The organism is Tepidimonas sp. HKU77, assembly GCF_049728535.1.
Lineage (GTDB): Bacteria > Pseudomonadota > Gammaproteobacteria > Burkholderiales > Burkholderiaceae_C > Tepidimonas.
Genome location: NZ_CP187300.1, coordinates 2,651,047 through 2,664,621, shown reverse-complemented (window position 1 = coordinate 2,664,621; position 13,575 = coordinate 2,651,047). Strand labels below are relative to the sequence as shown.

Genomic DNA, 13,575 nt, shown 5'->3' with positions numbered 1-13,575 from the left:
GGTCTCAGCTATGGGATCCGGAACTCGCGGGCAAGGTCATCTCCCCGGGATTGGCCATGTAGATGTGGCGCATGGAGGCGGCCAGCGCCACCGCGTAGCCGCCCGTGTCCCGCTGCACGCCCTTGGGCTTGCCCGTCGTGCCACTGGTGTAGAGGATGTAGCTGGGGTGCGTGCTGTCCACCCACTCACAAGGCACCTGCGCATCCCGGTGCTGCTCGCGCAGCGCGGCGTAGTCCACGTCGCGGCCGGCCACCGGATCCAGCGCCGCCAGCCCCCGGTTGACCATCAAGACGCGCTCGGGCTGGTGGCGCGACAGGCGTATCGCCTCGTCGAGCAGGTGCTTGTACGGCACCACCTTGCCGGCGCGCATGCCGGCATCGGCGCTCACGATGACCTTGGGCATCGCGTCGTCGATGCGCGTGGCCAGGCTGTGGCTGGCAAAGCCGCCGAACACCACGGAGTGGATGGCACCGATGCGCACGCAAGCCAGCATCGCAAACGCCGCTTCCGGGATCATCGGCATGTAGATCAAGACCCGGTCACCCTTGGCCACCCCCAGCGATTGCAAAATCGCCGCCATGCGCTGCACCTCGGTTTGCAGCTCGCGGTAGGTATAGACACGCTCGGTGTTGGTTTCGGTGGAGACGTAGATGAGCGCGTTTTGGTCACCGCGGGTGGCGACGTGCCGATCCACCGCGTTGTGACACAGATTGGTCAGCCCGCCCTCGAACCAACGCACGAACGGCGGATGGTCGGTGTTGCACACGCGCGACCAAGGCTGGTGCCAGTCGATGAGGCGGGCCTGCTCGGCCCAAAAAGCATCCCGGTCATCGATCGAACGACGATAAAAATCGGCATAGCGCTCGGCCATGGGGGTCTCCTCGCTTGGCGTTGTCAATCGTGCACCATTATGGCGCTGCGCCTTGCACGGGACTGACGCACGGAGTGGATGCGGCCGCCCCACACGGGCCAGCCGGACACCATGAAAAAAGCCAGCACATAGGCTGGCTTTCGAGATGGGGTTGGTGGGTGATGCAGGGTTTGAACCTACGACCCCTGCCGTGTGAAGGCAGTGCTCTACCGCTGAGCTAATCACCCGGTCGTTATGTCGATAGGCGTGATTATAGCCGACTTTTTCAGCCACCCGCGGCCGGTTGGGCGGCGGGCTCCAGGCGACGCCACACCGTGCGGCCCTTCGACTCTTTGTCCAGCGCAGTCAGCACCGCCTCGTGCTCGGCACACTCCGCATCGCTGGCGCGCAGCACCGGCAGGGCAAAGGTGGACAGGTCGCGGCGTGCCAGCGCATCGCCACCCGCCCCGGGCATCGGCACCTCGATGACAAGTGACTCCTGCCCGCGCGTCATGTAGATGTACACGTCGGCCAGCAGCTCGGCGTCGAGCAGCGCGCCATGCAGCTGACGGCCGGAATTGTCCACGCCCAGGCGGTCGCACAGGGCATCGAGCCCGTTGCGTTTGCCCGGCCACATCTCCTTGGCCATGACCAGGGTGTCGATGACCCCGCGCACCAGGCGGCGCGTCGGCCCGAGCCCCAGGCGGCCGAATTCCGCGTCCAGAAAGCCGAGGTCGAACGGGGCGTTGTGAATGATCAGCTCGGCGCCCTGCAGATAGTCGGCCAGCTCGGCCGCGATGTCGGCAAAGCGTGGCTTGTCGGCCAAAAACTCGAGCGTGATGCCGTGCACGCGCAGCGCGTCCTCGTGGATGTCGCGCTCCGGGTTGAGGTAGAAGTGCCGGTTGTTCCCGGTGAGCTGGCGGTTGACCAGCTCGACGCAGCCGATCTCGATGATGCGGTCGCCGTCCTGCGGCGACAGGCCGGTCGTTTCGGTATCGAGCACGATCTGGCGCATGGGTCACACCAAGGTCAGTGCCGCTCGCGGGCGTGGTTGATGGAGTAGCGCGGGATCTCGATCGTGACGTCCTGCGTGCCCAGGCGTGCCTGACAGCTCAGGCGCGAGTGGGGCTCCAGCCCCCACGCCTTGTCGAGCATGTCCTCTTCCTCTTCGCTGGGCTCGTTGAGGGATTCGTAGCCCTGGCGCACCACGACGTGGCAGGTGGTGCAGGCGCAGCTCATCTCGCACGCATGCTCGATGGGGATGTCGTTGTCGAGCAGCGCCTCACAAATGGAGGTGCCAGTGGGCGCCTTGACGGCGGCGCCCTGCGGGCAGCACTCGGGATGGGGCAAGACGGTGATGACGGGCATTCAAAGATTCTCCACATGCCGGCCCGCCAGGGCCTGGGCGATGCTGCGGTTCATGCGACGGGCAGCGAAGTCTTCCGTGCCTTTGGCCAAGGCTTTGGTGGCGGCCTCGATCGCTCCCGCATCCGTGCCGGAGCGGGCCGACTCGACGGCTTGCAGCAAGCCCTCGATCGCTTGGCGTTCGCCTTCGTCCAACAAATCGCCATCGGCGGCGAGCGCGCTGCGGGTGGCCTCGAGCATCCGTTCCGCCTCGACCCGGGCTTCGATCAGCGCGCGTGTCTGCATGTCCTGCTCGGCGGTGGCGAAGCTGTCTTGCAACATACGGGCGATCTGGTCTTCGCTGAGGCCGTACGACGGCTTGACGTCGATGTGCGCTTCCACACCCGAGGTGAGCTCGCGGGCGCTGACGGTCAGCAGACCGTCAGCGTCCACGGTAAACGTCACGCGGATGCGCGCCGCGCCCGCAGCCATCGGCGGGATGCCGCGCAGCTCGAAGCGGGCCAGGCTGCGGCAGTCCTGCGCCAGATCACGCTCGCCTTGCACCACATGCAGCGCCAGCGCCGTCTGGCCATCGCGGTAGGTGGTGAAATTTTGCGCTCGGGCTGTGGGGATCGGCGTGTTGCGCGGCACGATGCGCTCGACCAGCCCGCCCATCGTCTCGATGCCCAGCGACAGCGGGATGACGTCGAGCAGCAGCAGCTCGCCGTTCGGGTCGTTGCCGGCGAGCTGGTTGGCCTGGATGGCCGCGCCGATGGCCACCACTTCGTCGGGGTTCAAATCGATCAGGGGCTCGCGTCCAAAAAACTGCGCGACCGCCTGCCGCACGACCGGCATGCGGGTCGAGCCCCCCACCATGACGACGCCCTGCACCTCGTCGGGGGCAACACGCGCATCGCGCAAGACGCGGCGCACGGCCGCCATGGTTCGCTCGGTCAACGAACGGGTCAGATCGGCGAACTCGGTCATCCCCAGCGCCAGTGTCTGCGCGGCAGCCCCACGGGGCACCAACAAGGTCACGCGCTCACCTTGGGCGCAGGCGCTCAGGGCTTCTTTGGCGCGCCGGGCCTCGGCCAGCAGCGCCGCGCGCTGCCCGGCGGGCAGTGCCGCCAGGGCCTTGCCCGGCTCGATCTGCTGCAGTGCCCAGTCGGCCAGGGCGCGGTCGTAATCGTCGCCGCCCAGGGCCGAGTCGCCGCCCGTGGCCACGACCTCGAACACGCCGCGGGTCAGGCGCAGCAGCGACACGTCGAACGTGCCGCCGCCTAGGTCATAGACCAGGTACAGTCCCTCGGAGCCGTTGTCGAGGCCATAGGCGATGGCGGCGGCCGTCGGCTCGTTGAGCAGGCGCAGCACGTTCAGGCCCGCCAGCCGCGCCGCGTCTTTGGTGGCCTGGCGCTGAGCATCGTCGAAATACGCCGGCACGGTGATGACCGCGCCGTACAGGTCGGCGTCAAAGGTGTCTTCGGCGCGCTGGCGCAAGGTCGCCAAGATCTCCGCGCTGATTTCCACCGGCGTCTTGTCGCCGGCGACGGTACGCACCACGATGCCGCCGGGCCCATCGGCCAACGTGTACGGCAGACGCGCGGCAACACCCTGAGCCTGCAGGTCGGCCAGCGAGCGCCCCATCAGCCGCTTGACCGAGCTGATGGTGTTGGCCGGATCATCGACCTGGGCCGCCAGCGCTTCGTACCCGATCTGGCGCGACGGCTGGCTGCCCGCTGGCAGGTAGCGGACAACGCTCGGCAGCAATACCCTGCCCTGCGCATCGGGGAGGCATTCGGCCACGCCGTGGCGCACCGCGGCCACGAGCGAGTGGGTGGTGCCCAAGTCGATACCGACGGCAATGCGCCGCTGGTGCGGGTCGGGCGACGCGCCCGGTTCGGAAATTTGCAATAAAGCCATGGGTGTATTCCGGTGGTGCGGCGTCCATCAGGCCGACTCCAAGCGCGCCTGCAGCGCATCGGCAAACCGCTCGATGAACATGAGCGCACGCACCTGGCTGACGGCTGCGCGTGCATCGCCACGCTGATCGATGGCTTCGGCCAGCAGGGCCAGACGCCGCGCGCGTTCGTCTTCGACCTCCTGCAGCAAGCGGTGGAGCTGCGCTGGCGTTTGCGCTTCGTCGAGCGCCTCGCGCCATTGCATTTGCTGCATCAGAAAGTCCGCCGGCATCGCGGTGTTGGACTCGGCATCGACGGGCACGCCCTGCAATTCGCACCAATAGGCGGCACGCCGCAAGGGGTCGCGCAGACGCTGATACGCCTCGTTGATGCGCACCGACCACTGCATGGCGATGCGCTGTGCGGCAGCAGCCTGGTGGGCAAAACGATCCGGGTGCGCCAGCCGCTGCAGCTGTTTCCAGCGCTCGTCGATCTGGGCGCGATCCAGCGCAAAGCGCCGCGGCAGCCCGAACAGTGCGAAGTCGTCGTCGTGCAGCGACGGCGCGGCCTCAGACACGGAACGACTCGCCACAGCCACAGCGATCCCGCTCGTTCGGGTTGTTGAACTTGAATCCCTCGTTGAGCCCCTCGCGCACGAAATCGAGCTCGGTGCCATCGAGGTACGGCAGGCTCTTGGGATCGACCAGGATCTTGACCCCGTGCGCCTCGAACACCACGTCCTCGGGCGAGATGTCGTCGGCATACTCCAGCTTGTAGGCCAAGCCGGAGCAGCCCGTGGTCTTGACCCCCAGGCGCACGCCCACCCCTTTGCCCCGACGGGCCAAGTATTTGGAGACGTGCCGCGCGGCGGCTTCGGTAATGGTGACGGCCATGTCGTGATGGGGTATTCGATGCGGTCGAAAAAAACGCTGCCAGAGCGCGCCGCGGCACGCCCGGCGTTTGGCAAGCGCGCTCAGGCGGTGGTGGCGTGCTTCTTCTTGTAATCCTCGACCGCCGCCTTGATGGCGTCTTCGGCCAGGATCGAACAGTGTATCTTCACCGGCGGCAATGCCAGCTCCTCGGCGATCTGGCTGTTCTTGATTTGCACCGCCTCGTCCAGCGTCTTGCCCTTGACCCATTCGGTCACGAGCGAGCTGGAAGCGATGGCCGAGCCGCAGCCATAGGTCTTGAAGCGCGCGTCCTCGATGACGCCCGTTTCGGGATTGACCTTGATCTGCAGCTTCATCACGTCACCGCAGGCGGGCGCGCCCACCATGCCGGTGCCGACGTTGTCGTCGCTCTTGTCGAAGCTACCGACGTTGCGCGGGTGTTCGTAGTGGTCGATGACCTTGTCGCTGTATGCCATGGTGTGTTCTCCTGGAGGGTATACCGCGGACTCAGTGCGCGGCCCACTGAATGCTGTTGAGGTCGATGCCTTCTTTGTACATCTCCCACAGCGGCGAGAGTTCGCGCAGTTTCTCGACGTTGGCCTTGATGGCCTCGATGGCGTAGTCGATTTGCTCCTCGGTCGTCCAGCGACCGATGGTCATGCGCAGGCTGCTGTGGGCGAGTTCGTCGCTGCGGCCGAGCGCGCGCAACACGTAGCTGGGCTCGAGGCTGGCCGAGGTGCAGGCCGAGCCACTCGAGACGGCCACGCCCTTGATGCCCATGATGAGCGACTCGCCCTCGACGAAGTTGAAGCTCATGTTGAGATTGTGCGGCACACGCCGGGTCGGGTGACCGTTGAGGAAAGATTGCTCGATCTGGCTCAGGCCGGCGTAGAGCCGATCGTGCAGGCGCTGGATGCGGGGCAACTCGGTGGCCATTTCAGCCTTGGCGATGGCGAATGCCTCCCCCATGCCCACGCACTGGTGGGTGGCGAGCGTGCCGGAGCGCAGGCCGCGCTCATGCCCGCCGCCGTGCATCTGTGCCTCCAGCCGCACGCGCGGTTTGCGCCGCACGTACAAGGCGCCAATGCCCTTGGGGCCGTACGTTTTGTGCGAGGCCAGGCTCATCAGATCCACCGGCAACGTCTGCAGGTCGATGGGCAGCTTGCCCGTGGCCTGGGCCGCATCGACGTGGAAGATCACACCCTTTTCGCGGCAGATGCGCCCGATGGCCTCGATGTCCTGGATGACGCCAATTTCGTTATTGACGTACATGACGCTGGCCAAGATGGTGTCAGGCCGGATCGCATCCCGAAACGCGTCCAAGTCCAGCAAGCCGTACTGATCGACGTCCAGATACGTGACTTCGAAGCCCTCACGCTCGAGATGGCGACAGGTGTCGAGCACCGCCTTGTGCTCGGTCTTGACGGTGATGATGTGCTTGCCCTTGCCTTGATAGAAGTGCGCCGCCCCCTTGAGGGCGAGGTTGTTCGATTCGGTGGCGCCACTGGTCCAAACGATCTCGCGCGGATCGGCCCCGATCAAGTCGGCCACCTGCTCGCGGGCGTGTTCGACGGCCTTTTCGGCCTCCCAACCCCAGGCGTGGCTGCGCGAGGCGGGGTTGCCGAAGTGCTCGGTCAGCCAGGGCACCATCTTGTCCACCACGCGCGGGTCCACCGGGGTGGTGGCGCTGTAGTCCAGATAGATGGGAAAGTGCGGGGTCTTGCTCATGGAAAACTCCAAAAATCGGTTACTCGGCCAACCGCGGTCACTTCGCACCGGCCGTGGCCAGCGCAAACACGGAGTTGGGGGCGTTGACCCGCAGCGGCTTGACCACGGGGTTGGGCGAGATGGCCCGCTTGATGGACGGCGGCGGCTCCACCGCCACCCCTTTGGCGAGCTGGTCATCGACCAGCTTTTGCAGCGTGACCGAGCGCAAAAACTCCACCATACGGTCGTTGAGCTCGGCCCACAAATCGTGCGTCATGCAACGCTGGCCGTCGCCGTGGCAGTTTTCCTTGCCACCGCACTGGGTGGCGTCGATCGGCTCATCGACCGACAGAATGATGTCGGCCACCGTGATTTCGGACGCCTTGCGCCCGAGCGTATAGCCGCCACCGGGGCCGCGCGTGGACTCCACGAGGCGGTGCCGACGCAGTTTGCCGAACAACTGCTCTAAATAGGACAGCGATATGTGCTGACGCTGGCTGATGGCAGCCAGCGTCACGGGACCGCTGGCCTGGCGCAGTGCCAGATCGATCATCGCCGTGACGGCGAATCGGCCTTTGGTGGTCAGGCGCATGGCAAACTCCTGGTGAGACCCGACGGATGAGGGAATGTGCGTGCATTCCCGACTGTTTCGCTCGAGTATACCAAAAGCCGAATGTTTTGGTCGGGAATCGACCCTACCGCCAGCCGGGGCGATCGGTGGCGTCAGGCGCTCGGCTGCAGCCAGTCGGTATCCACCTCCGCGGGGCGGGCGTGCACCGCAAAGGCAAACTCGATTCCGGTGCCGGGATGGGCATCGTAGAAGCGCACGCTCGCGCCGATCTTGGCCGCGCGCGTCAAGACGTTGCGCAAGCCGCGGCCAGTGCTGTTGCGCACCTCTGGGGGCGGCAAGCCCACCCCGTCGTCCTCGATCGAGAGGATGACCTGGTCGTCGCGCTGCCAGGTGCTGACCGTGATGCGGCGGGCTTTGGCGTGTTTGACGACGTTGGCAAAAATCTCCTGCAGACAGCGAAACAGGTGCAGCACGCCGCGCGCGTCGAGCTGCTCCAGGGGGGCGACTTCTTGCACCTCCCAGCGCAGCTCGATGCCCACCCCTTCTAGTGCGGGGGCGAGGCGCCGACGCAAGGTGCCCAGAATGGCGGGCAGATCCCCCTCCATGGGCTCGAATGAGTCCAACGTCAGCCGTAGCTCGTCGAGCGCTTGGCGCAACATGGAGGCCAACGCCTCTCGGTCGAGCTGGGCAGACGGGTTACGCACCAGGTTGAGCGTCTGCACCAACTGGCTGCCCAAACCGTCGTGCATATCGCGCATCAGGCGCTGGCGCTCGGCCTCGACGGCGCGCTGACGTTCGGCCGCCTGCAACTGCATGAACGCCGCACGCAGCTCGTTTTCGCGCACCGACACGGTCTGCGACAACGTCTCGTTGAGCCGGTGCACCGTGCGCGCCCAAGCCGTGGCACGCTCGACCAGCACCCACCCCATGGTCAGGATCAGGGCGGCGCCTCCCACCGACATCCAGCGCAGGTCCCCATCGCCGGGAAAGTTCAGCTGCACGACCAGAAAGTCGCGCACGCCAGTGGCCAGCGTGAACAGTGCCGCCAGCGTCACCAACCTTTGGTTGTCGTCATAAGCGCGCCGCCGCGCCACGTCCACCACCCCCGCCAGCAGCGCGAGCGCGGCAAACACCGTCAACGCCCCCGCCCAGAGGCGAACATAGTCGTAATCCTGCGTCCACAGCGCCCAAATGATCCACAATGGCGTTGCGGCAATGGCGAGCCACGCCCCCACCCGAACCCAGCGCAGGCGATGCCCGAACAGATGCTCCACCGTCAGGATGAAAAAGCCGACGAAGGCGGCAAACATGACGCGGTGCCAGAAGAACACCATTTCGTGCGACAAGGGTGGCTCGACCACCGCGAGCAACACGGTCCGCATCGCATGCGCCAGGGCCGCCAGCGCGATGAGGATGAACAGCCGTTCACGCAGCGCGCGCCACAGAAACAGCGCCAACCCGCCCACGAAGAATGACAGCGCCGCCATGATCCACGACCCCGTGGACTGCCACAGCATCAGCACGCGGTGGCGCTGCATCAGTGCGTCGTGATCCCCCAACTGCACGGCCGACAGTCCGCTGCGCTCGAGAAAACGCCCCTGCACCTCGACACGCAAGACGTTGTCGCGTGCGCCGGACGCCAGCAAGGCCGATGGCAACGCAACCAGGTGCGGCTGCGATGCCGCCAGCACGGTGCGATCCCGGGGGGCGTACCAGCCGAACTGAAACACCTCGTGCCCGTTGAGCAGGACCCGAAACCGCGTGCCCACGCGCGGCAGCAGCAGTGCCAACCGCGTACCCTCGGGTGACGCATACGCGAGCCCCTCGGGCCACTCGAGCTGGTAATCGACCCGTTCGCGCCAGGCGGGGCTCTCGTCATCCAGCACGTGCGGCAGGGCAATGGCCCGCGGGGGCACGTGCGGATCCAGCGGCAAGCTGGCCTGTGCGTGCGCGATTCGATAGACCCCCGGCAGAGGCACCGGCTGCGACACCCAGTGCAGCGCCCCGAGCAACAGCAAAAACACCAACCCCACCCACCACGCCACACTGCCCTGGGCGGCGTCTGCGGTCGGGCGAGGTGGCTGCCCGGTGGTGGCACTCACAGCAACCCCCGGGCCTGCGCGGCGCGCACCACTTGTACGCGCGTGCGTACCGCCAGCTTGCGGTACAGGTTTTTAATGTGGGTACTCACCGTCGCCACGCCGATGCCCAGCCGTTGCGCGATTTCCTTGTTGACGTAGCCTTGCGCCACCAGGCGCAGCACGTCCGTCTCGCGCTCGGACAGCACGGGGGCAGGCCCTTTGGTGGCCGTGGCATCGCTGTCGATGGCGCGAAACTGTTTGAGCAGCATGCGCGCCAGCAACGGCGAGATGGGCGCGCCCCCCTCGCGGATCTGCTCAATCGCCGCGATCAACTCGTCTTCGGTGCAGCCCTTGAGCACATAGCCGGTGGCGCCCATCTGCAAGGCGCGAATCAGACGCGACTCGTCACCAAAAACGGTCAAGACCAACAGCTCGGCCTCGGGTTTGACCTCGGCCAGCAGGCGCAATATATCTTCCCCGCGCCCATCCGGCAGTCCGAGGTCGACCAGAAAAACGTCGGCCAGGCTGCGCGGAGCCATCATCTCGGCGTGGGCGAAGGTATCCGAATACCCCACCAGCCGCCACTGGGGCCGCTGCCGCAGGGCGCTCTCGACGAAGCGCAGAATGGTGCGGTCGTCCTCGATCAGATAGATCCTCGTGATGTCCGACATGCGTGCATTGTGGACAATTCGGCGCCGCCTTCGCCTCCCCCAAACGGGGGAGGCTGCCATCAGACGGTGGGCGGCGTGACGTTTTCCGTCCCGTGCGCGCCCAGCACCCGATCTTTCAGCCGCGCCAGTTGGTCGCGCACCCGCGCCGCCGCTTCGAACTCCAGGTTGCGCGCGTGCTCGAGCATTTGCTTTTCCAGCCGTTTGATTTCGCGCGCCAAGGCTTTTTCGTCCATCTCCTCCACCCACGCCTCGGCGGCGTGCACCGCGGCTTCCTGGCGCGCCGCCTCCATCGCCTTGTCGCTCATGACGCCGTCGATCAGGTCCTTGATGCGCTTGGTCACCCCGCGCGGCGTCACCCCGTGCGCGGCGTTGTAGGCCAGTTGCTTGGCGCGGCGGCGCTCGGTCTCGTCGATGGCGCGGCGCATCGAGTCGGTGATGGTGTCCGCGTACAAGATCGCCATGCCATTGAGGTTGCGCGCCGCGCGGCCGATGGTTTGGATCAGACTGCGCTCGGCACGCAAAAACCCTTCCTTGTCCGCGTCCAGAATGGCCACCAGGGAAACCTCTGGAATATCAAGCCCTTCCCGCAACAAGTTGATGCCCACCAGCACATCGAACGCGCCCAGGCGCAAATCGCGGATGATCTCGACCCGCTCGACGGTGTCGATGTCGGAGTGCAGGTAGCGCACGCGCACGCCGTTTTCGGTTAGGTAGTCGGTGAGCTGCTCGGCCATGCGCTTGGTCAGCGTGGTCACCAGCACCCGCTCGTTGCGCTGCACGCGCAGGTGGATTTCGTGCAGCACGTCGTCGACCTGGTGCGTGGCCGGCCGCACCTCGACCACCGGGTCGAGCAAGCCGGTCGGTCGCACCACCTGCTCCACCACCTGCGAGGAGCGGCGCAGTTCGTAGTCGCCCGGCGTGGCTGAGACGAAGATGACCTGCCGCATGCGCTGCTCGAACTCCTCGAACTTCAGCGGCCGGTTGTCCAGCGCGCTGGGCAGGCGAAAACCGTAGTCCACCAACGTCTGCTTGCGCGCGCGGTCGCCGTTGTACATCCCGGCGAGCTGGCCGATCATGACGTGGCTCTCGTCCAGAAACATCAGCGCATCGCGCGGCAAATAGTCGGTCAGCGTGCTGGGCGGCTCCCCGGGTGCGGCCCCCGAGAGGTGCCGGGTGTAGTTTTCGATGCCCTTGCAGTGGCCCACCTCGACCAGCATCTCCAGGTCGAAGCGCGTGCGCTGCTCCAGCCGCTGGGCCTCCAGCAGCTTGCCGGCGGCCACCAACTCTTTCAGGCGGGCGTCGAGTTCGAGCTTGATGCTCTCGACGGCCTGCAGCACCTGTTCGCGCGGCGTCACGTAGTGACTGCTGGGGTAGATGGTAAAGCGCGCCAGCTTTTGCCGCACGTGCCCGGTGAGGGGGTCGAACAGCGCCAGCGACTCGACCTCGTCGTCGAAGAGCTCGATGCGCAACGCCAGTTCGGAGTGTTCGGCCGGGAAGACGTCGATCGTGTCGCCGCGCACCCGAAATTTGCCACGCACGAACTCCTGCTCGTTGCGCTGGTACTGCATGCGCACCAACTGGGCGATGATGTCGCGCTGTCCCAGGCGGTCGCCCCGGCGCAGCGTGAGGATCATGCGGTGATAGTTCTCGGGCTTGCCGATGCCGTAGATGGCACTGACCGTGGCGACGATGACCACGTCGCGCCGCTCCAGCAAACTTTTGGTGCACGACAGGCGCATCTGTTCGATATGCTCGTTGATGGCGCTGTCTTTCTCGATGTAGAGGTCGCGCTGGGGAACGTAGGCCTCGGGCTGGTAATAATCGTAATAGCTGACAAAGTATTCGACGGCATTCTTCGGAAAGAACTCGCGAAATTCGCTGTAAAGCTGTGCAGCCAAAGTTTTATTGGGCGCAAAGACGATGGCCGGGCGCCCCAGGCGGGCGATCACGTTGGCCATGGTGAAGGTTTTGCCCGACCCCGTCACCCCCAGCAGGGTCTGAAATACCTCGCCTTCACGCACACCTTCGACCAACCGCTCGATCGCCTCCGGCTGGTCACCAGCGGGCGGATAAGGCTGGTGCAGCACGAATGGCGAGTCTTCGAAGGTGACGAGCTGGCCAGTAACCGGGGCATTCAAGGGGGCACTCCTGGCGAAATGAACGATCGATGGCGGCAAGTGTACGGGCACACCCCGATGGTCCAGACGCACGCGCAGTGCCCGTCTGCCCGATACAATGAGGGGTTTGTCCCAACCACCCAGGTGTTGCTGTCATGTCCCTGTTTGCTGCCGTCGAAATGGCCCCGCGCGACCCGATTCTGGGTCTGAACGAACAGTTTGCCGCCGACCCCCGGCCCAACAAAGTCAACCTCGGTGTCGGCGTGTACTACGACGACGATGGCAAACTGCCGCTGCTGCGCTGCGTGCAGACGGCAGAGCAGCGCCTGATGGAAAAGCCGACGCCGCGCGGCTACCTGCCCATCGACGGCATGCCCGCGTACGACAACGGGGTCAAGGCCTTGGTGTTTGGCGCCGACAGCGCGGCGGTTCGCGACGGCCGTGTGGCCACGGTACAGGCCCTGGGCGGCACGGGCGGCCTCAAAATCGGGGCGGACTTTCTGCACAAACTCAACCCCGGCGCACGCGTGCTCATCAGCGACCCGAGCTGGGAAAACCACCGGGCCCTGTTCACCAATGCCGGCTTCACGGTCGACACCTACGCCTACTACGACGCCGCGCGCCGCGGCGTGAACCTGGACGGCATGCTGGCGAGCCTTCGCGCCGCCGAGCCTGGCACCATCGTCGTGCTGCACGCCTGCTGCCACAACCCCACGGGCTACGACCTGACGCCCGCCCAGTGGGACGACGTCATCGCCGTGGTGCGTGAGCGCGGATTGGTGCCCTTCTTGGACATGGCATACCAGGGCTTTGGCCACGGTATCGCAGAAGACGGTGCAGTGGTGGGCAAGTTCGTGGCAGCGGGGCTGGATGTCTTCGTCGCCACGTCGTTTTCCAAGAGCTTCAGCCTCTACGGCGAGCGCGTGGGGGCGCTGTCGGTCGTGTGCGCGAGCAAAGACGAAGCCGAGCGTGTGCTGTCGCAGCTCAAGATCGTGGTACGCACCAACTACTCCAATCCCCCGACACACGGCGCGGCCGTGGTGGCCACGGTGCTCAACACGCCCGAGCTGCGCGCCCTGTGGGAGCAAGAGCTGGGCGAGATGCGCACCCGCATCAAGGCCATGCGGCAGCGGCTGGTCGATGGGCTTGCGGCCGCTGGTGTGCGGCAGGACATGTCCTTCATCACGCAGCAGATCGGCATGTTCAGCTACTCCGGCCTGAGCAAGGAGCAAATGGTGCGCCTGCGCACCGAGTTTGGCGTCTACGGCACGGACACCGGCCGCATGTGCGTGGCCGCGCTCAACAGCCGCAACATCGACCACGTCTGCCAGTCGATCGCGGCGGTGCTCTGACCCACCAAGTCGCGCCGACGGCTGTCCCCGATGTGACCCGCCATCGGGGATGAGCCGTATGGCAGGCGGAGGCACTTCCTGTTATATTTGCTGC

13 protein-coding genes and 1 tRNA gene are annotated in these 13,575 nt (G+C 65.9%); 1 reads left to right on the top strand and 13 read right to left on the bottom strand.

Features of this window, described 5'->3' with window-relative positions; all coding sequences use genetic code 11:
- Nucleotides 1–4: 4 nt before the first annotated feature.
- The 13 genes from ACPP3B_RS12925 to uvrB form a co-directional block, all read right to left on the bottom strand.
- On the bottom strand, nucleotides 5–871 hold the full coding sequence (locus ACPP3B_RS12925) for an AMP-binding protein (RefSeq protein ID WP_424859249.1): 867 nt from the start codon (nucleotides 869–871) through the stop codon (nucleotides 5–7).
- Nucleotides 872–1,023: 152 nt separating this feature from the next.
- Nucleotides 1,024–1,098 (bottom strand) — tRNA-Val (locus tag ACPP3B_RS12920).
- Between the two features lie 38 nt (nucleotides 1,099–1,136).
- Nucleotides 1,137–1,865 (bottom strand): DNA polymerase III subunit epsilon, encoded by a 729-nt coding sequence (dnaQ, locus tag ACPP3B_RS12915; protein ID WP_299018374.1) that lies wholly within the window; start codon nucleotides 1,863–1,865, stop codon nucleotides 1,137–1,139.
- Nucleotides 1,866–1,879: 14 nt separating this feature from the next.
- Nucleotides 1,880–2,218, bottom strand: a complete 339-nt coding sequence (gene fdx / locus ACPP3B_RS12910) for an ISC system 2Fe-2S type ferredoxin (RefSeq protein WP_299018372.1) — start codon at nucleotides 2,216–2,218, stop codon at nucleotides 1,880–1,882.
- Nucleotides 2,219–4,114 carry a Fe-S protein assembly chaperone HscA gene (gene hscA, locus ACPP3B_RS12905; protein ID WP_424859248.1) on the bottom strand — a complete coding sequence of 632 codons (1,896 nt, stop codon included), beginning with the start codon at nucleotides 4,112–4,114 and terminating at the stop codon, nucleotides 2,219–2,221.
- A 27-nt stretch (nucleotides 4,115–4,141) separates the two neighbouring features.
- Nucleotides 4,142–4,669, bottom strand: coding sequence for a Fe-S protein assembly co-chaperone HscB (gene hscB / locus ACPP3B_RS12900; RefSeq protein WP_299018368.1), 528 nt, complete (start codon nucleotides 4,667–4,669; stop codon nucleotides 4,142–4,144).
- On the bottom strand, nucleotides 4,662–4,985 hold the full coding sequence (gene iscA, locus ACPP3B_RS12895; protein ID WP_299018366.1) for an iron-sulfur cluster assembly protein IscA: 324 nt from the start codon (nucleotides 4,983–4,985) through the stop codon (nucleotides 4,662–4,664). The genes hscB and iscA overlap by 8 nt, the downstream gene beginning before the upstream one ends.
- Before the next feature lie 80 nt (nucleotides 4,986–5,065).
- Nucleotides 5,066–5,458: a Fe-S cluster assembly scaffold IscU gene (gene iscU / locus ACPP3B_RS12890; RefSeq protein ID WP_299018363.1), complete on the bottom strand. Its 393-nt coding sequence runs from the start codon at nucleotides 5,456–5,458 to the stop codon at nucleotides 5,066–5,068.
- A gap of 31 nt (nucleotides 5,459–5,489) precedes the next feature.
- On the bottom strand, nucleotides 5,490–6,710 hold the full coding sequence (locus ACPP3B_RS12885) for an IscS subfamily cysteine desulfurase (protein ID WP_299018361.1): 1,221 nt from the start codon (nucleotides 6,708–6,710) through the stop codon (nucleotides 5,490–5,492).
- A gap of 37 nt (nucleotides 6,711–6,747) precedes the next feature.
- On the bottom strand, nucleotides 6,748–7,281 hold the full coding sequence (gene iscR, locus ACPP3B_RS12880; RefSeq protein WP_299018358.1) for a Fe-S cluster assembly transcriptional regulator IscR: 534 nt from the start codon (nucleotides 7,279–7,281) through the stop codon (nucleotides 6,748–6,750).
- 131 nt (nucleotides 7,282–7,412) lie between these two features.
- A complete protein-coding gene (locus ACPP3B_RS12875) occupies nucleotides 7,413–9,362 on the bottom strand; it encodes a sensor histidine kinase (protein WP_424859247.1) in 1,950 nt (649 codons plus the stop codon).
- Nucleotides 9,359–10,012: a LuxR C-terminal-related transcriptional regulator gene (locus tag ACPP3B_RS12870; protein WP_424859246.1), complete on the bottom strand. Its 654-nt coding sequence runs from the start codon at nucleotides 10,010–10,012 to the stop codon at nucleotides 9,359–9,361. Before ACPP3B_RS12870 ends, ACPP3B_RS12875 begins: the two co-directional genes overlap by 4 nt.
- A gap of 59 nt (nucleotides 10,013–10,071) precedes the next feature.
- Nucleotides 10,072–12,150: an excinuclease ABC subunit UvrB gene (uvrB, locus tag ACPP3B_RS12865; RefSeq protein ID WP_299018351.1), complete on the bottom strand. Its 2,079-nt coding sequence runs from the start codon at nucleotides 12,148–12,150 to the stop codon at nucleotides 10,072–10,074.
- Nucleotides 12,151–12,284: 134 nt separating this feature from the next.
- On the opposite strand from uvrB, the gene ACPP3B_RS12860 reads away from it, so the two are divergent.
- Entirely contained in the window at nucleotides 12,285–13,481 is a 1,197-nt protein-coding gene (locus ACPP3B_RS12860; RefSeq protein WP_299018349.1) for an amino acid aminotransferase, read from the top strand.
- Nucleotides 13,482–13,575: the final 94 nt, after the last annotated feature.